This window comes from Streptomyces sp. NPDC047886, from assembly GCF_043204435.1.
Classification (GTDB): Bacteria; Actinomycetota; Actinomycetes; order Streptomycetales; family Streptomycetaceae; genus Streptomyces.
Genome location: NZ_JBIDCF010000002.1, coordinates 882,117 through 900,275, shown reverse-complemented (window position 1 = coordinate 900,275; position 18,159 = coordinate 882,117). Strand labels below are relative to the sequence as shown.

General features: G+C 73.4%; 15 protein-coding genes. 10 read left to right on the top strand and 5 right to left on the bottom strand.

Annotated features, from left to right (window positions below; genetic code table 11):
• Window positions 1-96: 96 nt before the first annotated feature.
• The 3 genes from ACGF5U_RS09735 to ACGF5U_RS09725 all read left to right on the top strand — a co-directional run bounded on the left by ACGF5U_RS09735 (window position 97) and on the right by ACGF5U_RS09725 (window position 3,079).
• A complete protein-coding gene (locus tag ACGF5U_RS09735; RefSeq protein ID WP_392712162.1) occupies window positions 97-1,737 on the top strand; it encodes a glycoside hydrolase family 20 protein in 1,641 nt (546 codons plus the stop codon).
• 187 nt (window positions 1,738-1,924) lie between these two features.
• A complete protein-coding gene (locus ACGF5U_RS09730; protein ID WP_392712164.1) occupies window positions 1,925-2,560 on the top strand; it encodes a hypothetical protein in 636 nt (211 codons plus the stop codon).
• Between the two features lie 60 nt (window positions 2,561-2,620).
• Window positions 2,621-3,079 carry an SRPBCC family protein gene (locus tag ACGF5U_RS09725; RefSeq protein ID WP_392712165.1) on the top strand — a complete coding sequence of 153 codons (459 nt, stop codon included), beginning with the start codon at window positions 2,621-2,623 and terminating at the stop codon, window positions 3,077-3,079.
• Window positions 3,080-3,275: 196 nt separating this feature from the next.
• Here the strand turns inward: ACGF5U_RS09725 and ACGF5U_RS09720 are convergent, their stop codons facing one another.
• Both ACGF5U_RS09720 and ACGF5U_RS09715 read right to left on the bottom strand, forming a co-directional pair.
• A complete protein-coding gene (locus ACGF5U_RS09720) occupies window positions 3,276-5,285 on the bottom strand; it encodes a hypothetical protein (RefSeq protein WP_392712167.1) in 2,010 nt (669 codons plus the stop codon).
• 351 nt (window positions 5,286-5,636) lie between these two features.
• The gene (locus ACGF5U_RS09715) at window positions 5,637-7,103 is read right to left on the bottom strand and encodes a peptidoglycan recognition protein (protein WP_392712169.1); all 1,467 of its coding nucleotides are present in this window, start codon (window positions 7,101-7,103) and stop codon (window positions 5,637-5,639) included.
• Window positions 7,104-7,289: 186 nt separating this feature from the next.
• On the opposite strand from ACGF5U_RS09715, the gene ACGF5U_RS09710 reads away from it, so the two are divergent.
• The 4 genes from ACGF5U_RS09710 (at window position 7,290) to ACGF5U_RS09695 (ending at window position 10,678) form a co-directional block, all read left to right on the top strand.
• A complete protein-coding gene (locus ACGF5U_RS09710; protein ID WP_392712171.1) occupies window positions 7,290-7,868 on the top strand; it encodes an RNA polymerase sigma factor in 579 nt (192 codons plus the stop codon).
• Window positions 7,865-8,659: a hypothetical protein gene (locus ACGF5U_RS09705; protein WP_392712173.1), complete on the top strand. Its 795-nt coding sequence runs from the start codon at window positions 7,865-7,867 to the stop codon at window positions 8,657-8,659. The genes ACGF5U_RS09710 and ACGF5U_RS09705 overlap by 4 nt, the downstream gene beginning before the upstream one ends.
• Before the next feature lie 286 nt (window positions 8,660-8,945).
• A complete protein-coding gene (locus tag ACGF5U_RS09700; RefSeq protein ID WP_392712628.1) occupies window positions 8,946-9,605 on the top strand; it encodes an RNA polymerase sigma factor in 660 nt (219 codons plus the stop codon).
• Window positions 9,605-10,678: a hypothetical protein gene (locus ACGF5U_RS09695; RefSeq protein WP_392712175.1), complete on the top strand. Its 1,074-nt coding sequence runs from the start codon at window positions 9,605-9,607 to the stop codon at window positions 10,676-10,678. The genes ACGF5U_RS09700 and ACGF5U_RS09695 overlap by 1 nt, the downstream gene beginning before the upstream one ends.
• Window positions 10,679-11,076: 398 nt before the next feature.
• On the opposite strand, the gene ACGF5U_RS09690 is transcribed toward ACGF5U_RS09695, so the two are convergent.
• Window positions 11,077-11,991, bottom strand: coding sequence for a L,D-transpeptidase family protein (locus ACGF5U_RS09690; RefSeq protein ID WP_392712177.1), 915 nt, complete (start codon window positions 11,989-11,991; stop codon window positions 11,077-11,079).
• Between the two features lie 192 nt (window positions 11,992-12,183).
• Between ACGF5U_RS09690 and ACGF5U_RS09685 the strand changes: the two genes are divergently transcribed.
• From ACGF5U_RS09685 to ACGF5U_RS09675, 3 genes are all read left to right on the top strand, one after another.
• Window positions 12,184-13,764: a methylmalonyl-CoA mutase gene (locus tag ACGF5U_RS09685; protein ID WP_392712178.1), complete on the top strand. Its 1,581-nt coding sequence runs from the start codon at window positions 12,184-12,186 to the stop codon at window positions 13,762-13,764.
• Between the two features lie 212 nt (window positions 13,765-13,976).
• Window positions 13,977-14,636, top strand: a complete 660-nt coding sequence (gene leuE, locus ACGF5U_RS09680) for a leucine efflux protein LeuE (RefSeq protein WP_392712180.1) — start codon at window positions 13,977-13,979, stop codon at window positions 14,634-14,636.
• A 46-nt stretch (window positions 14,637-14,682) separates the two neighbouring features.
• Window positions 14,683-15,513 (top strand): MerR family transcriptional regulator, encoded by an 831-nt coding sequence (locus tag ACGF5U_RS09675; RefSeq protein WP_392712182.1) that lies wholly within the window; start codon window positions 14,683-14,685, stop codon window positions 15,511-15,513.
• A 155-nt stretch (window positions 15,514-15,668) separates the two neighbouring features.
• Here the strand turns inward: ACGF5U_RS09675 and ACGF5U_RS09670 are convergent, their stop codons facing one another.
• Together ACGF5U_RS09670 and ACGF5U_RS09665 are read right to left on the bottom strand one after the other, a co-directional pair.
• Window positions 15,669-17,003: a polysialyltransferase family glycosyltransferase gene (locus tag ACGF5U_RS09670; protein ID WP_392712184.1), complete on the bottom strand. Its 1,335-nt coding sequence runs from the start codon at window positions 17,001-17,003 to the stop codon at window positions 15,669-15,671.
• The gene (locus ACGF5U_RS09665) at window positions 17,000-18,118 is read right to left on the bottom strand and encodes a glycosyltransferase family 2 protein (protein WP_392712186.1); all 1,119 of its coding nucleotides are present in this window, start codon (window positions 18,116-18,118) and stop codon (window positions 17,000-17,002) included. Before ACGF5U_RS09665 ends, ACGF5U_RS09670 begins: the two co-directional genes overlap by 4 nt.
• Between the last annotated feature and the right edge of the window lie 41 nt (window positions 18,119-18,159).

The window sequence follows — 18,159 nt, the reverse complement described above, 5'->3', positions numbered from 1 at the left end:
GGCGGCGCCGGGGCGGCGGACCGTGTCGGTACCGGTGGCCGTGTCCGTGTCGGTACCGGTGTCCGTGTCGGTGACGGTGTCGGAGGAGGAAACCGAGTGAAGGCACGCATACGCGGCGCGGCGCTCGCGGTCGGCGCGGCCCTGCTCGTCGGCACGGCGGCCGGCTGCGGCGACGGCGGTCGGGGCGGCTACGGCACCGGGCCCGTCACGGCGAGCCCGGGCGTCACCTCGCGCGCCGGCGACCCGGCCGGTACGAGCACCCCGCCCCGGTCGCCCTCCCCGAGCCCGACGCCCACGCGGACGTACCCCCTGTCCACCGAGCCGCGCACCATCCCCTCCGTCCGCGACCACGAGCCCGCCCGGGGCCCCGGCTGGCGGCCGGGCGCGGGCAGTGCGGTCGTGGTCGCCAGGGGCAGCAGCGTCCTCGCCGACGAGGCCCGCCTCCTGGCCCGGGAGCTGAAGATCGCCGACCGGGGCGAGTCGCCGGCCAGGCCCGGTGACATCGAGCTGGCCCTCGACACCGCGCAGGCAGGGGGCCCCGAGTCGTACACGCTGACCACGCGCGGCGGCCGGGTGCGGATCACCGGCCCCGACGAGGCGGGCGTGTTCTACGGGACCAGGACCGTGAAGCAGGCGGTGCGCTCGGGCGGAGCCGTGCCCGAGGGCGTCGTACGGGACCGGCCCGGCCGGCCGCAGCGCGGACTCATGGTCGACATCGCCCGGAAGCACTTCACCGCCGACTGGCTGGAGGCGCGGGTACGCGAGATGGCCGACCTGAAGCTGAACCAGCTCGGGCTGCACTTCTCCGACGACCAGGCGTTCCGCATCGAGTCCTCGTCCCACCCCGAGGTGGTGGCGGCGCAGCGGCTGACCAAGGCCGAGGTGCGGCGGATTGTGGCGCTCGCCGCGAGCCTGCACATCGAGGTGATACCGGAGATCGACTCGCCCGGGCACCTCGGCGCCGTCCTCGACGCCCATCAGGACCTGCGGCTGCGCAACGCGAGCGGCACGGTGGCGCGCGGCGCGATCGACATCGCGAAACCCGCGTCGGCGCGGCTCGTGGACGAACTGCTGCGGGAGTACGCCGCGCTGTTCCCCGGCCGGTACTTCCACATCGGCGCCGACGAGTACCGGGCGCTGATGGCGCGCGACCCCGAGGCGACCTACCCGGGCCTGGCGGCCGAGGCGCGGCGGGTGTTCGGCCCGAACGCGCGCGTGAAGGACCTCGCGACCGACTGGCTGAACGACCGCGCGGCGGTGGTGCGGGCGGCCGGCAAGCAGCCCAAGGCGTGGAACGACGGGTTCTTCCGGGGCGGCGTCGTGCGGGCCGACAAGAGCGTCGAGGTCGAGTACTGGACGGGCAAGGAGTTCGGTGCGCGGCAGCCCGCGGAGTATCTGAGCGAGGGCCGCAAGGTCGTCAACGTCAACGACGAGTACCTCTATTACGTGCTCGGTGAGCCGAACCAGTTCACGTACCCGACCGGGCGCCGCATCTACCAGGAGTGGACGCCGCTGGTGCTGCGCGGCAGCGCGGCGGTGCCCGCCCGCTACTCGGGCCAGATCCTCGGCGGCCGGTTCGCCGTCTGGTGCGACCTGGCGAACGCGCAGACGCAGGCGCAGGTGGCGAGCGGCATCCGGATGCCGCTGCGGGCGACGGCGCAGAAACTGTGGGACCCGGGGAAGCCACCGCTGACCTGGGAGGCGTTCCGCGCGCTCGCCGACAGGCTGGGGTCCTGACGCGGTGCGGTGCGGGCTGCCCGGGGGTAGTGCGGCCCGCACCGCGCCACGATGTGCGCAGAATGTAACAGAGCCATGGCGGAACTGTGCAGGTATCGCTGAGGTGATACTTCACGCCACCCGCAGTGACGATTTTTCGCCACGCGGCGCAGTAAGGGAAGTACCGCGTCCGCGACGGGAGACCTCCATGAGCCCGAGCACGAGCACCAGCCAGAGCGCGACCACCGGCCAGAGCGCGAGCCAGAGCGCCAGCGCCGGCCCGCCCGCGAATCCGGCGCGGCTGATCGCCGATGCCGACGAGCGCGGCCTCGCCGCCACCGCCCTCGCCTGCCTGGAACGATGTCTGCCGCTGCTCGACCCGGCGGTGTCCGGTGAAGCGCTCCGCCCCGCGTGGGCCGGAGTCGCGCGTGGCGGCCAGGGCTGGGCCGGCCGCCTCGACGAGGCACGCGACGACATCCCCGCCGCGACCGGTACGGAGGACGAGTCCGCCGCCCTCGTACGGCGCATGCTCGGCGCCGCGCCCACCGAATGGGCGGCGGCGCCGCTGCGCGTCTGGGCCGACGAGTGCTCGCTCATCGCGCTCGACCTCCACCAGCGCCTGTGCGCCACCGAGACCGCGTCGCCCGATGAGCTGGAGGGATGGCGCTCGGGCGGTGCGGACGGCATGGGCCCGCTGGCCGCCGGGGAACTGCGCCGCCAGGTCCAGGTCCTGGAGATCTTCGCCGACGGGGCGATCGGCGGACTGCGCCGCGCGCTCGACATCTCCGCCGAGGGCCAGCGCGTCGTACGGGCCGTGGTCTCCCGCCGGGCACGCGGGGCGTGACGTCCGCGTTCCCGGGTACTCGCCGCGCTGTCGAACCCGAGAACGAGGAGGCAGAGGCAAATGGGCAAGGTGAAGGAGGCCGTCGAGGTCGAGGTCCCCGTCCACACCGCGTACAACCAGTGGACCCAGTTCGAGTCGTTCCCGAACTTCATGGAGGGCGTCGAGGAGGTCCGGCAGCTCGACGACCGGCACAACCACTGGACCACCAAGATCGGCGGAGTTCGGCGGGAGTTCGACACGGAGATCGTCGACCAGTTCCCGGACGAGCGGATCGCCTGGCGCACCGTCAGCGGCGACACCCAGCAGAAGGGCGTCGTGAGCTTCCAGCGCCTGGACGACACGCACACCCGCGTGGAGCTCGTGATGGACGTCGAGCCGAGCGGCGCGGCCGAGAAGACGGCCGACGCGGTCGGTCTGATCGACCGTCGGGTGAAGGGCGACATGCGGCGCTTCAAGGACTTCATCGAGCACCGCAGTGGTGAGACCGGCGCCTGGCGCGGCCGCATCAAGCCTGGATGACCCGGCCCGCGGTGGTCCGGCCGAGCGTGGTCCGGCCCGACCGTGGACCGTGGTCAGAGCGGCCGTGGACCGGGTCCGGTCGGCCGTGGTCCGGCCGAGCGTGGTCTGGCCGAGCGTGGGGCGGCGGCGCCCGAAGGTGCCGCCGCCCCGGCGCGCTTTTCGCCGCACCGGCCGGTGCGCCGCCCGGCGCGTCCGGTCAGAGCAGCAGCAGGACCGCCGCGCCCCACACCACCGACACGACGACGAGCAGCGGCCCCAGGGGCATGCCCTGCCTGCTCGGCGGCGCCTCCCCGAGGGGCCGCAGGTCCGGGCGGTGCAGCAGCGCGCGGAGCTCGTCGGCCGCGCGGACCGCGTACGGGTCACGGCCCAGCCGCCGTTCGAGCCACGCCCAGCCGGAGGGGGACACCTGAACGGTGTCGCCGCCCCTGTGCCCGTCCCCGTCGCCCTCCCCGGCCGGGGACAGTTCGATGCGGATGGCGTCGTTCGTGTGCCGTACCCCCGTGATCCGGCTCCACTCGATACGCCGCACCCGCCACGCCCGCGCGACCCACAGCCCGTCGCGGTCCGCGGTGATCCGCCAGTTGAGCGCGGTCGCCACGGACGCCACCAGCCAGGGCAGACCGAGGCCGAGCCACAGCCAGGACCACGAGAAGCCCTCGTCCAGCGCGGCCCACATACCGCCGCCCTGCACCAGCAGCAGGAACACCCCGACCATGCGCGAGGCGCCGTTCGCCGACCAGCTGCGGGCCTCGCCCGACACCTCCATCGCGGCGGCGACCTCGTCCACCGGACGGCGGTGGTGCCGCTCGCGCCGCTCCCCGCCCTGCGGCCGGTGCCGCCCCTGGACGCCGGCCCGGTCCTGGCCGTGGGCGCGCTCGAACTCCTCGCCGGACCCGAACAGTCCCGGCACGGCCGGCTTCACCACGGTGACGCTGCACTCCAGGGAGACCTCGTCCGCGTCCTCGTCGTCGCGTGACACGAAGGCGAGTTCGGCACCGGCGTACGGAACCCCGTAGAGCACCGCCTCACGCATCACCGGCGCCGGGTCGTCACCCCTGAGGATGGCGGCCATCCCGGCGAGCTCATCGGCGAGGCCCGCCGCGTCCCGCCCGGCGCCCTCCTCGCCCCCGTCCGCCGTCCCGCGCTCCTCCCTCTCCTCGGCCTCCCTCTCCGGGTCGGAGGCGTACAGGGAGTGGAAGTGGAGGACGGGCCGCTCGCCGCCCGGATCGTCCGCCGCGTACACCCACGTCCGCCCGTCCTGATGGCCCTCGCGGACCAGGACCCGCAGCACCGGCAGCGGCCCACGGCGCAGCCGCTCCGCGCGCGTACGGCCGTCGACGCCGTTGGCCAGGAACGCCAGGCCCACGACCGAGGACGCGAGCACCAGCAGTTCCCAGCCGAAGACGTCGTAGGGCTCCGCCACCAGCCGCGCCCAGTCGCCGTCCACGAGCACGTCGACGGTGCTGCCGACGGGGAAGTCCTCCGGGTACCCGGTCTCGATCGTGTACGAGCCGCGCCCCGCGACCGCCACCGTGAGGGACGTCGCCTCGTCGTCGTCCCTGACCTTGGTGACCTCGCCGCTCACCGGTGTGAGCACGGCGGCCCGCTCCTCGTACGCGTCGACGACCTCCTGCGCCTGCCAGAACGCGAACGCCGCCACCGCGAGCAGCGGCGCCGCCAGCGCGAACGACCACCGCCCGCGCCGGAACGTCCGGGCCGCCGCGGGCAGCGGGTGCGTGACCGTGCCCGCCGCCGCGAGGGCCAGCGCCTGCTGCCGCCCCGCCATCGCCAGCCGGTGGACGAGCGTGACCGCGGTGAACCCGACCGCCCCGACGAACCCGAGCGCGGCCGGCTCCTCCAGCACGGCGGAGAACCCGCCGTCGAAGGCGTTGCCGACGAGCACCACGGCGAGGCCGGCCAGCGCGAGCCGGGGCTGCCGCCATACCCAGAGGAAACCGAGGAGCGTCAGCACGGCGAACAGCAGTCCGATCCAGTCCGTGCCACAGGGGTCGGCCGCGGTGCACGGCGGGACGGGCCCGGTCTCCAGCGACCACACCCCGGTGCCGAGCAGTGCGAGCAGCGCCCACAGCGGGTGCGCCCACCGCCCCGGAACGGACGCGAGCCAGGCCCGCGTGTCAGCCGACCGCCACTCGGGCGTGCCGGGAGGTATGTGCTCGGCGGGGAGAGACACGGGAAGCGAGGTCACCCGCGCATTATTCACCGGCGCCAGGACCCCGCCGACGGCCCGCCCGGCACGGAGAACGGCGGCGCCCGGCACGGAGACGGCGGCGGCCGGTACGGAGACGGCGGCGGCCGGTACAGGGAACGGCGGCGCCCGGCACGAGAGACGGCGGCGCCCGGCACGGGGAACGGCGGCGGCCGGCACGGGGAACGGCGGCGCCCGGCACGAGAGACGGCGGCGGCCGGCACGGGGAACGGCGGCGCCCGGCACGAGAGACGGCGGCGGCCGGCACGGGGCCGGACGCCCCACGACGGCCGCCGCCGTCAGATGAGTTCGGTTCAGTTCACCACGGTCGTGGTCTCCCTCGTCGCCGGATCACCGCTTGGCGTAGACGGAGCTCGCGGCGGCCGTGCGGATGCCGGGCAGCGCGCTGTAGAGCGTGGCGCCGGGGCACAGCGTGGCGTAGCCGTCCCGGTGGCCCGAGATCGTGTAGAGCGTGGCCGCCTGGCCCTTCTTCCACACACCCGTGTCGGCTCCGGCGACGAGCGTCACCTTGCCCTGCGGGTCGCCGCCGTGCAGACCGAGCTTCCAGCCGGCGATGTCGGCGATGGCCTTCTTCGCCGCCGCCGTCGGGGTGCCGCCGTTCTCGTAGTCACCGATCAGGCTGATGCCGGACGAGTAGGTGTTGAAGCCGTAGGTGTGGGCGCCCTGCACCGGGCGGTCGACGCCGCCCGCGCGGCCCTCGAAGATGGTGCCGCACTTGTCGACGAAGAAGTTGTAGCCGATGTCGTTCCAGCCGTTCGTCTTCACGTGGTAGGTGAGGATCGAGCGGATGATCGCCGGGGATTCGGCGCAGGTGTAGTTGTTCGTACCGGCGGTGTGGTGCACGAACATCGCCTGGACCTTGGAGATGTAGGTGGGCGGGTCCGCGACGAGGGACTCGTCGGCGCCCCACTGCGCGCGCTTCACGATCGGCGGCACGGCGGGCGTGGTCGGCGACGTGGTCACGGTCGGCTTCGGCGTGGGTGTCGGCGTCGGAGTCGGCGTGGGCGTCGGAGTGGGGGTCGGCGTCGGGGAGGCGGTCGGCTTGTCCGTCGGGCTCGTGGACGGCGTCGGTGTCGGCTCCTGCTCCGTGGGCGTCGCCGACGGGCCGGCCGACTCGGTCGGAGTGGGGGTCGGTTCGGGGTCCTCGGTGACGGTCGGCGTCGGCGTCGGTGTCGGGGTGGGGGTGGGGGTGGGTGCCGGGGTCACGGAGGCCGACGGCGTGGGCGTCGGGGTCGGCGTCGGGGACGCCGGCGGGGTGCTCGGCTGCGGGGCGGGCCTGCCCGTCTTGTTGAGGTGGCCGCCCGACCGCAGCACATCGCCCGGGTCGATCATCTCCAGCCGCAGCGAGTCCGGCACGGACACCTCGCCGGAGCCGGCCACGACCCTGGCCTCCACGCCGTTGGACATGCCGACCCAGAGCGGCTCGGACGCGCCGCGGACGCCGGACTCCCCGCCTTCGGCCGTCTCGGGCGCGCGGACGTCGAAGTCGAGGTCCCGCCACGCCGACCAGGCGCCGGTCGACGCGCTGCGGGTACGGATCTGGGCCGTGCCGTCGAACAGGTCGGCACTGTCCTTCCAGCTCACGCCGACCAGCGAGAACGTCTTCGTCTCGGTCCTGGGCAGCGTCCGCTTCTTCGGGTCCTCACCGGTCAGCGCGAGGGTGTGCGCCTCCGCGGCGCGTACGGCCGTCGGCTGCGGGCCGTCGCTCCGCGTGGCGTCTCCTCCGGGTGCGCCCGCGACGGCGGCGGTGGTGACTCCTATGCCACCGACGACGAGTGCCCCCGTCGCCAGCCACACGTTCCGTCGTGTGCGCGATGCCCGGTGGCCTCGCGTTGTTCTCGGACTCATGTCCTACCCCTCCGCGTTCGGTATCCGATCGATGACTCACGACCGATGCGAATGGTTGTATGGGACTGGTGTGACAGGTGATTCGTGACACGACGGCTCAGTGACATTTCCGGTCGGTCGCACGCAGAAGGAAACGTGGGGGCGTTCGGGGCGAACGGGGCGTACGAAACGGAGCTCGGCGTTGCCGTCGAGCGGGCGCAGCGCGGTGACGAGGAGGCCTTCGCGGTCGCCTACCGGCTGGTGCAGCCGCAACTGCTCGGATATCTACGGGGCATGGTGGGGACCGACGCGGAGGACGTGGCCGCCGAGGCGTGGCTGGAGATAGCGCGCGACCTCGGGAGGTTCCGCGGCGACGCGGCCGGGTTCCGCGGCTGGACGGCGGCCATCGCCCGGAACCGCGCACTCGACCATGTGCGTCGGCAGAGCCGGAGACCCCGTACGTCCGCCCTGGAACAGCACGCCCTGGACCTGGCGGACGGTCAGGACACCGCCGCGGCCGCGCTGGAGACGCTCTCCACCGAACAGGTCGTCGCACTGATCGCCGGCCTGCCGCGTGACCAGGCGGAGGCGGTGCTGCTGCGGGTGGTGGTCGGCCTCGACGGGCCGGCCGCCGCCCGGGTCCTGGGTAAACGCCCAGGAGCGGTACGCACCGCGACCTACCGGGGGCTGAAGAGACTTGCCGGGCGACTGGACCAGGGCGGAGCGAGCGGATGAGACGGCAACACGAGCAGGGGCCCGGACCCGAGGAGCTGCGGAAGGTGGCCGAGCTGCTCAGAGCCGCCGCCCTGCCGAGCGGAGAGGTCGACCCGGTGGGCGAGGAACGGGCGGTCGCGGCCTTCCGGGCGGCGCGCGAGGCGGGAGCGCACGCCGGGCGCGGAACCCGGCGGCGCGACGACTGGCGGCCGGCACGGCGGCGGCGCGGGCGCGGATCCGCGCGGGCGGCGGCCCTGGGTCTGGCGGCGGTGGTCACGCTGGGCGGGGTCGCGGTGGCGGCCGGCACGCTCGGCGGGGACAGCGGCGGCCGGGCGCCCGAGCCGCACCGGGCGTCGGTGCCCGCGTCGCCGACCGTGCCCGCGACCCCGGCGGAGTCCACGCACCCGCACGACCCGGGCCGCACCCCTGGGGGACCGACGCCACCGGCGGAGGGGCAGGGGAACGGGAAGGGGAACGGGAACGGAAACGCGAAGGAGCGGGACCGGGACGCGGACCGGAAGCAGAACGGAAAGCAGGACGGAAAGCAGGGCCGTAACGACAAGCAGGACGGAAAGCAGGGCCGTAACGACAAGCAGGGTCGGGACGGACAGCAGGGCCGGCACGACAAGCAGGGCCATAAGGGAGAGAACGGACAGAGCGGCCGGCCGCAGCCGCCGTCGCAGCCTGAGGCGCGGTCCCAGGGTGCACGAGAGCAGGCCGGTGACCGAGCGGGGAAGGCGGGGAAGGCAGGGGAGGACCTCGGGTCGAAGAGCCGGGAGAAGCCCGGCGCGGCGGCCGACGGCGGTAAGTGACCGGAAACGGAGCCGGAACCGGAGGGCGACACGGGGCCGGAACCGGAGGACGACCGGGGCCGCCACCCCCCACAGGAGAGGCCCCGGTCGCCGTCCGCGGGTCCGCAGGACGGCCCCGTACTCCTATCAGCGCCACGCATGCGTTTTGTGTCACACCACTCGGCGGCCCCAAGATGTTGCGTGTTGTACAAACATGGACGAGACGCGGCAGGAGCACGTAGCGTGCTGCTCCGCGCTGAGCGGAGCGGCGGTGGTGACCAGCCGCGATGACGAACAGGTTGTGGGAGTGCTGGGGGACGACGCGGAGCTGACCGCCGCAGTGCTCGCGGCACAGACCGGTGACGAGAACGCGTTCCGGACTGTGTACCGCGCCGTACATCCGCGGTTGCTCGGTTACATACGCACGCTGGTCGGTGACGCCGAGGCGGAGGACGTCGCGTCCGAGTCGTGGCTGCAGATCGCCCGCGACCTGGACCGGTTCTCCGGCGACGCCGACCGCTTCCGGGGCTGGGCGGCGCGCATCGCGCGCAACCGCGCCCTGGACCATCTGCGCATGCGCGGTCGGCGCCCCGCGACCGGCGGCGACGAGAGCGAGCTGACCGACAAGCCGGCCGCGAGCGACACCGCGGACGAGGCCATGGAGGCCCTGGCCACCGGCCACACGATGAGCTTGATCGCCCAGCTGCCGCAGGACCAGGCGGAGGCCGTCATCCTGCGTGTCGTCGTCGGGCTCGACGCCAAGACCGCCGCCGAGACGCTCGGCAAGCGGCCCGGCGCCGTACGCACCGCCGCGCACCGCGGACTCAAACGTCTGGCCGAGCTGCTCGGCACCGAGAGCCCCGGTGTGTCGCTGGGCGCCGTACCGCCGCAGCCCGGCCCCCGCGTGGGTTCGGGAACGCGCTCCGGTGTGACGCATTGGCGCTCGCGGACGCAGAAGGACATGTGATGGCCGACGAGCGGTATGAGTGGCTCGACCAGGCCGCGGCGGAGCGACTGCTGCGCGGCGAGCCGGTCGACGCTGCCGACGATCGCGCCCGCACGCAGGCCGATCGCCTCGCCGAGGCCCTCCGGGCCGCCCGCCTCGCGTACTGCGCGGGCGGTGCGCCGTCCGCCGCGCTGCCCGGTGAGGAAGCGGCACTCGCGGCATTCCGCGAAGCCCGCGCGACGTCCGCCACGTCGTCCGCGGCCTCGGCGACCACGACGTCCGTGGCCGCGTCGGCCCCCACGTCCGTGACCGGCTCCGACCTCGGCGCCGTACGCATCGGCGGCGCGCCGCGCCCCTTCCGCTGGGCGAGGCCCGCGCGCTGGGGCCTCGCGGCGTCGGTCGCCGGCCTCGCGGTCGGCGGCGTGGCCGTCGCCGCCGGTACGGGCGTGCTGACGCCGTTCGGCGACGACCGGACGCCGGTGCCCTCCGCCTCGGTGTCCGCGGCCGCCACGGCCGACCCCCGCGACTCCGGTCACGCGGCGGGCGGGCACGACTCCGGTACGCCCACGGCGCCCGCCGACCCCGGTGCGCTGCCCTCGTCACCGGCGCCGGGCTCCGGCCCCTGGTCGCTGCCGCCCGGCTCGGGCCGTGGTGATGACAACGATGGCGCCACGACGGGCCCCGGGCGTGAGCCCGGCGGTGACCCTGCGCGTACCCCCGACGACGGAACGTCGTCCGGTTCCTCCGCGCGCCTTGCTCAGGCGTGCCGTGACTACCGCGCGGGCCGTATCGACAGTGCCGCCAAGCGGAGCCTGGAGGCCGAGGCCCGGGGCGGCAGCCTCAAGGGGTTCTGCGACGACGTGCTGGACGGCGACCAGGACGGCTCCGGCACGCGCGACGGCGACTCCGGCGGCGGCGCCGACGGCGGCTCCGGCCGCCCCGGCACGGAGAGCGGCGACGGCGAGCGCGACGGCGACTCGGGCCGTACCGCCGGGACCCGCTCCGGTGACGGCGGTTCCGTGCCCAGCGTCTCCTGGACGGCCCCGGCGCAGACCGGGTCCACCGCGGCCGCGCAGCCGGCCATGGCCTCCTGACCCGCCCAGGACCTGCGTTTTTCTCCGCGCTCCCACAGGGGTGTGACGTTTTTTCGTCCCGTGGCGCAGTAATAAGTGAGCCGACTGGTCATCGGCAGCGCTAAGGAGCCGGGGTTCCCCCCGTACCTACGGCTCAGCGCATCTGGCGCGGGCGGGGCATGTTCCCCCGGTCCCGCCCGCGCCACTCTCTCCTCCCGGCCCTCGCCGGAACTCCCTCGGATTCCCCGGATTCCCGGATGGCCCGGATCCCTGGACGGCCCCGGGATCGCCCAGCTCTCGCCGGCAGACCGCCCGAGACTCCCCGAGCGGCCACCAGCCCACCGGCCGACCCAGCTCACCGGCCGACCCGGCTCACCGGCCGACCGGCCACCGGTCGAGCGGCCTACCAGTCCACCTGCCTACCAGTGGACGACGACCTTGTCGCCGGTCTTCACCTGGTCGAAGACGCTGGCCAGCTTGGCCTTGTCCCGGACGTTCACGCAGCCGTGCGACGCGCCGTTGTAGCCGCGAGCCGCGAAGTCGGCCGAGTAGTGCACCGCCTGGCCGCCGCTGAAGAACATCGAGTACGGCATCGCCGTGTGGTAGAGCGTCGACGTCCACTCGCGCTCCTTGCGGTCGACCTTGAACGTGCCCTCCCGGGTCGGGGTGTTCTCCGAACCGAAGCGCACGTCCATCGCCGAGACGACCTTGCCGTCGACCATCCAGGCGAGGGTCCGGCTCTCCTTGCTGATGCACAGCACCCGGCCCGTCATGCACCGCGCGTCCGGCGTGTCCAGCGGGTTGGACGTCGCGGGCCGCAGCTCGTCGGCGGTCGGCTCGCGCGTCATCGCGACCAGCTTCTGCCAGGTCGTCTCGTCCACCGAGCCGGTGGCGGGCAGCTCGCGCTTCTTCTGGAAGGCGGAGACCGCGTCGGCCGTGATCGAGCCGTAGAACGCCGTCGGGCCGCGGTGGAAGTAGCCGATCTGGCGCAGCCGCGCCTGCAGCTCGCGGACCTGCTCGCTCTCCGAACCCTTCGTCATCAGCGCCTTGGCCGTCGGGCTGGGAGCCGCCGTCGACGGCGAGGACGACGGCTTGTCGTCCCCGGGCGTCCCCGACGGCGACGCGGAGGGCGCCTGGGAGGGATCGGCGGACGGCGCGATCGACGTCGTGGCGGACGCGGCCGGAGAGCCGGTGCGCGCCGGGCCGGACGCGCCGACGGCCTGGGCCGTGCAGCCGGTGGCCATCGCCACGGCCGCGGCGGCGAGCGCTGCTCGGCGTATGACGGATGCGCGGGTGCGGGTGCGGGTGTGGGTGCGGTTGGTGGTGCGGTGCATCGGAGCCCCCCGAATGGATGTGTGTACGTAGGGATGCCTCGCCCCGGAGCATGGTTGCGCATGATGACGCAGTTGTGACACTTGCTGTGAGGAAGGTCCCAGCGTGCGGGCCTCCACCGGCCGCACGCCCGCCGCTACAGTCCGTCGCGAGGGTCGATACCTGCGAGTAGGTCTATTCGGAAGGCACAGCACATGGCGCGCGAGTCGGAGTCGGGTCTGCCCATCGAGCCGGTGTACGGGCCGGCCGCACTCGACGGGTGGGACCCCGACGAGAAACTGGGCGAACCGGGCGCGTACCCCTTCACACGCGGTGTCTACCCGTCGATGTACACCGGCCGGCCGTGGACGATGCGGCAGTACGCCGGGTTCGGCACGGCCGTGGAGTCCAACGCCCGCTACAAGCAGCTCATCGCCAACGGCACGATGGGCCTGTCCGTCGCGTTCGACCTGCCCACCCAGATGGGCCACGACTCGGACGCCTCCATCGCGCACGGCGAGGTCGGCAAGGTCGGCGTCGCCATCGACTCGATCGACGACATGCGGGTGCTGTTCGGCGGGATCCCGCTGGACCAGGTCTCGACCTCGATGACCATCAACGCCCCGGCCGCGCTGCTGCTCCTGCTCTACCAGCTCGTCGCGGAGGAGCAGGGCGTCCCGGCCGGGAAGCTGACCGGCACGATCCAGAACGACGTGCTCAAGGAGTACATCGCGCGCGGCACGTACATCTTCCCGCCGAAGCCGTCGCTGCGGCTGATCGCCGACATCTTCAAGTACTGCAAGGCCGAGATCCCGAAGTGGAACACGATCTCCATCTCCGGCTACCACATGGCCGAGGCGGGGGCGTCGCCCGCGCAGGAGATCGCCTTCACCCTCGCCGACGGCATCGAGTACGTCCGTACCGCCGTGGCCGCGGGCATGGACGTCGACGACTTCGCGCCGAGGCTCTCGTTCTTCTTCGTGGCCCGCACCACGATCCTCGAAGAGGTCGCCAAGTTCCGCGCCGCGCGCCGCATCTGGGCCCGGGTCATGCGGGACGAGTTCGGGGCGAAGAACCCGAAGTCGCTGATGCTGCGGTTCCACACGCAGACGGCCGGTGTGCAGCTGACCGCGCAGCAGCCCGAGGTGAACCTGGTGCGCGTCGCCGTCCAGGGCCTCGCGGCCGTCCTCGGCGGCACCCAGTCGCTGCACACCAACTCGTTCGACGAGGCGATCGCGCTGCCGACCGACAAGTCGGCCCGCCTCGCCCTGCGGACCCAGCAGGTCCTGGCGTACGAGACGGACGTCACCGCCACGGTGGACCCGTTCGCCGGGTCGTACGTCATCGAGAAGATGACCGACGACGTGGAGGCCGCCGCCCTCGAACTGATGACGAAGGTCGAGGACCTCGGCGGCGCGGTCAACGCCATCGAGCACGGCTTCCAGAAGAACGAGATCGAGCGCTCCGCGTACCGGATCGCGCAGCAGACCGACAGCGGCGAGCGCGTCGTCGTCGGCGTCAACCGGTACACGCTCGACGCGGAGGAGCCGTACGAGCCGCTGCGCGTCGACCCGGCCATCGAGGCCCAGCAGGCCGAACGCCTGGCGAAGCTGCGTGCCGAACGCGACCAGACGGCGGTGGACGCGGCGCTGGAGGAGCTGAAGAAGGCGGCCGAGGGCACGGACAACGTCCTGTACCCGATGAAGGACGCCCTCAAGGCCCGCGCGACGGTGGGCGAGGTCTGCAACGCGCTCCGGGAGGTCTGGGGGACGTACGTCCCGACGGACGCGTTCTGAGCCGTCCCGCTCAGCTCCGGTCCGGTCCGGTCCGGTCCGTTCGGCCGGTCCGTCCCGGTCCAGAACGTTCCGGTCCGGTCCGGTCCGTTCGGCTGGTCCGTCCCGTTCCAGGCCGTTCCGGTCCGGTCCCTCCCGTTCCGGTCCGTTCCGGTGCGTTCCGTGTGGTGAAACACCCGGGCGGAGTGTCGTACCCGCGTGCGACACTCCGCCTCATGCTGGGTGTCACCGATCTGCCGACCTATGTCGCCGGGCTCCTCCTGATCATTCTGCTGCCGGGCCCGAACTCGCTGTATGTGCTGTCCGTCGCCGCCCGTCGCGGCATACGGACCGGCTATGCCGCCGCGGCCGGCGTGTGGTGCGGCGACACGGTGCTGATGACCCTCTCAGCGGCCGGTGTGGCCTCACTGCTCCAGGCCAACGCTCTGCTCTTCGGCATCGTCAAGTTCGCGGGCGCCGGCTACCTGACCTGGCTCGCCATCGGCATGCTGCGGGCCGCGTGGGCGGTGTGGCGGACCCGCCGCGAGCGGGCGGCCGACGGGGCGGACGAGAACGCCGCGTCCCCGGCGGCCGAGCGGCCGTTCCGGCGGGCGCTCGTCATCAGTCTGCTGAACCCGAAGGCGATCCTGTTCTTCGTGGCGTTCTTCGTCCAGTTCGTGGACCCGGCGTACGCGTACCCCGCGCTCTCCTTCGTGGTGCTCGGGTCGCTCGCCCAGGCGGCCAGCGTCCTCTACCTGACGCTGCTGATCTTCTCGGGTACGCGTCTGGCGTCCGCTTTCCGCCGCCGCAAGCGGCTCTCCGCCGCCGCCACGTCGGCGGCGGGCGCGCTGTTCCTCGGCTTCGCGGCGAAGCTCTCGCTCGCGAGCAGCGTCTGACCCCCTTGACCCTCACACCGTGTGAGGCCGTGTCGTAGGAGTCGTCATGTTCACCATCGGAGACTTCGCCCGGCACGGCCGCGTGTCCGTCCGCATGCTGCGTCACTACGACGCCGTCGGACTGCTGCGCCCCGCCCACGTCGACCCGCACAGCGGCTACCGCTTCTACGAGGCCGGTCAGCTGGCCCGGCTCAACCGGGTCATCGCCCTCAAGGACCTCGGCTTCACCCTCGACCAGGTGCGTTCCATCGTGGACGACCAGGTGGGTGCCGAGGAGCTGCGCGGCATGCTGCGGTTGCGGCGGGCCGAGCTGGAGACGGCGCTGACCGAGGCGGCCACACGCCTCGGCCGGGTCGAGGCGAGGCTCCGCGCCATCGAGAGCGAGGGACACATGTCCACGCAGGACGTAGTGATCAAAAGTGTGCCGGCGGTCCGGCTGGCCGAGCTGAGCGGGGTCGCCGCGGGCTTCGGCCCCGGTGAGATCGGCCCGGTCATCGGCCCCCTCTACGAGGAGCTGTGCGCCCGGCTGACGGCTGCGGGCGTCACGGCCTTCGGCCCGGGCGTCTCGTACTACGAGGACGCTCCGGCGGGCGACGGGTCGATCGTCGTCCACGCGGGAATGACCGTGCCGCCGGGCGTCACGGGCGCCGACGTGCCCGACGTGGAGTTCACCGAGCTGCCCGCCATCGAGGAGGCCGCGACCGTCGTCCACCGCGGCCCGATGGAGGACCTGCTGCCCACCATCCAGACGCTGGCCACCTGGATCGACACCAACGGCTACCGCTCCACGGGCTACTCGCGCGAGCTGTACCTGGAGGTCCCGGAGGACCGGGCGAAGTGGGTCACCGAACTCCAGGAACCGGTCACGCGCGCCTGACACCGCCCCGGCGACCCCGGAGCAGAAGCGCCCCGGCGACCCCGGAGCTGCAGCGCCACGAGCGTCGCCGGGGCCGCCGCCGGGTTGCCGCCGGTGGTCGCCGCCGGGCCGCCGCCGGGGCTCGCCCCGCCGGCCTCGCGGTGGCGCCCGCGCGGTCAGCGGGGCGCCGCGCGCCTCAGACGGCGGGCCCGGCGCACCACCCGGCGCGCCAGCGCGCCCCGGGGCACCGGCAGGCCACCGGGGAGGCCCAGCACGGTCAGCCGGCGGCGCTTGAAGTAGCGCGTGAGCTCCTGCCCCGTACGCCCGACGCCCGCCAGGTAGCGTTCCGCCGCCGGCCGCAGATCGGCGCGTACCCGCGGCTGCATCGCGAAGCCCACGGCGTTCACCAGGCCCGTCAGGTCCGCGTCGGCGGCGCGCGGGGCGCCGGACTCGCCGGCGTCCAGGTCGGGGAGCAGCGCGTCCGCGAGCGTCACCGGCACCCGGTTGCTGTTCTGGTACGGCGCGAGACGGTCCAGCAGCGGTCCGGTGCCGAGCCGGGCGACGGGGAGGCCGTAGAAGGCGCCCGCCGTGAACAGCGCCGTCGAGAAGCACCCCGCCACCAGGGCCGGGCGCATCCGCAGGAACACCACCTCGGCGAGGAGCGGCCGTTCCAGCACCGTCAGCTCGGCGCCCAGCCCCGCGGCCTCCCGCTCCAGCGTCCGCGCCCAGGACGCCGGGGCCACGGGGTGCGGCTTGAACACCAGCCTCCGGTGGCCGACGGCGACCGCGCCGCGCACCATCCGTACGTGCAGCGCCTCCTCCTCGTCGGGGGAGAGGATGCCGAGCGCGGCCAGGTACTGCCCCAGGAGCAGCGCGCGGCCGGACTCGCCGTCCCCGGCGGCCGGCTCGTCGGCCGCCAGCTCATCGACGACCTTCGTGAACGCCTCGGCCGGTACCAGGACGGGCTCCGCCCCGAACTCGGCCAGCAGCAGCGGCCGGAGGCCCGGCACCAGGTCCAGGTGGAGCAGCCGCCGCACCCGCTCGCCGACCAGCGGGTCGAGCCTGTCGCGGGTGGGTCCGTAGCTCATCAGCCCGTCCGCGTACACATCGATCGGCGCGTCGGGGAACAGCTGCGCGACCGCCAGCGCGGGCACCACGTGGAGGGACTCCACGACCAGTTCGACCCGGTCGCGGCCGAGGCCCCACAGCAGCCGCAGGTACCGCTCCCACAGCGGCACGTCGTCCGGTCGCGGGGTCCAGCCGCCCGGGTGGAACGGCGCGACGGCCTCGTTCCACGACAGCACCCCGTCGAAGCGGTCGCGCAGCCGCTCGAAACCCGGCATCCGGTCGAGCGGCGGGGTCGTCTCGGGCGTCGCCGCGTTGTTGGCGACCAGGAGGAGCCGCCGCCCGGCGGGCGCGAAGCAGCCGCTGTCCAGGGCGGCGGCGAGCGTCGCGGCACCGTACAGGCTGGAGGCGAAGAAGATCTGGGTGGTGGTGCGCGGGGTGCTCATACCGTGGCCTCCACCGGAAACGGACGGCGGCGCAGCCTGCGCAGCCGGGACGCGCGTTCGGCGTCCATCGATGCGAACGCGTCCTTGAGAATGTCCTGCGGCATCCGCTTGAGCGCCGCCGCGCTCCATGTCCGCAATTTCCTGGCGACAGCGCGTTCGAATCGGTCCGCCGACGACAGATGGTGGGCGATGATCGCGCAGTAGGTGCGGACCGCTTTCGGCAGCAGTCGTTCCGCGTCCGGATCCCGTGCCGTCTCTTCGAGTACCTGGTCGAATGCCCGAATGAAATCGAGCTGACGAATGTCGCCGATTTGTGTGAGCGATGAGGAGACGCCGCGCCGGTAGAAGATCCCCAGGGTGCTGACCGCCGCGAAGGAGTCCGCCTCGCGGTGCAGCCGCCAGATCCACGGCCGGTCCTCCGCCGTCCGCAGGCCGTCCGTGAAGCGGAGCAGCCCCCGGTCGGCCAGCCGCCGGTGGTACATGCCGGCCCAGGCGTACGGGTAGTCCACCGATGTGGAGCGGTCGGCCGGCAGGATCGCGTCACGGGGCCGCAGCACCTCGCCGCGCCGGCCGACCGGGGCCCGCTGCACGACCCGCTCCCTGCCCGTGCACCGCACATGGTCCGTGCGGATGAAGTCGCACCCCAACTCCTCGATGGATGAGAGAAGTTGGGCGAAGTGCCCGGGGGCCGTCCAGTCGTCGCCGTCGAGGAAGGCGAGGTACTCGCCGCGGGCTGCGTCGATGCCCGTGTTGCGGGCGGTGGCCAGCCCGCCGTTCTCCTCGTGCCGGATCAGCACCACCCCCGGAACCTCACGCTCCGCGCGCTGCAGCAGCTCCGTCGTCCCGTCCGTCGAGCAGTCGTCGACGAGGACGAACTCGAAGTCGTCGCGGGCGTTCGCGCGCAGGCTCCGCAGGGTGTCGGAGGCGAACGCGCGCACGTTGAAGAACGGCACGACGACCGAGAGTCTGACCGGGCGGTCGGCCGGGAGGCGGACGAAAGCGCTCACCGACGCGTTCACCGATGTGCCCGCCGACGTGTCCGCCGACATGTTCGCCGACGTGTCCGCCGACGTGTCCGCCGACATGTTCGCCGACGTGTCCGTCGCGGCGTTCATCGCAGCACTCATCGAACTGTTCACCGAAGCATTTCCCGGGG

Excerpts from the sequence above, each read along its gene's own strand:
- ACGF5U_RS09665 (WP_392712186.1), bottom strand. The coding sequence starts at position 18,118 with ATGAACGCCGCGACGGACACGTCGGCGAACATGTCGGCGGACACGTCG.
- ACGF5U_RS09675 (WP_392712182.1), top strand. The coding sequence starts at position 14,683 with ATGTTCACCATCGGAGACTTCGCCCGGCACGGCCGCGTGTCCGTCCGC.
- ACGF5U_RS09695 (WP_392712175.1), top strand. The coding sequence starts at position 9,605 with ATGGCCGACGAGCGGTATGAGTGGCTCGACCAGGCCGCGGCGGAGCGA.
- ACGF5U_RS09670 (WP_392712184.1), bottom strand. The coding sequence starts at position 17,003 with ATGAGCACCCCGCGCACCACCACCCAGATCTTCTTCGCCTCCAGCCTG.
- ACGF5U_RS09725 (WP_392712165.1), top strand. The coding sequence starts at position 2,621 with ATGGGCAAGGTGAAGGAGGCCGTCGAGGTCGAGGTCCCCGTCCACACC.
- ACGF5U_RS09730 (WP_392712164.1), top strand. The coding sequence starts at position 1,925 with ATGAGCCCGAGCACGAGCACCAGCCAGAGCGCGACCACCGGCCAGAGC.
- ACGF5U_RS09705 (WP_392712173.1), top strand. The coding sequence starts at position 7,865 with ATGAGACGGCAACACGAGCAGGGGCCCGGACCCGAGGAGCTGCGGAAG.
- leuE (WP_392712180.1), top strand. The coding sequence starts at position 13,977 with ATGCTGGGTGTCACCGATCTGCCGACCTATGTCGCCGGGCTCCTCCTG.
- ACGF5U_RS09685 (WP_392712178.1), top strand. The coding sequence starts at position 12,184 with ATGGCGCGCGAGTCGGAGTCGGGTCTGCCCATCGAGCCGGTGTACGGG.
- ACGF5U_RS09690 (WP_392712177.1), bottom strand. The coding sequence starts at position 11,991 with ATGCACCGCACCACCAACCGCACCCACACCCGCACCCGCACCCGCGCA.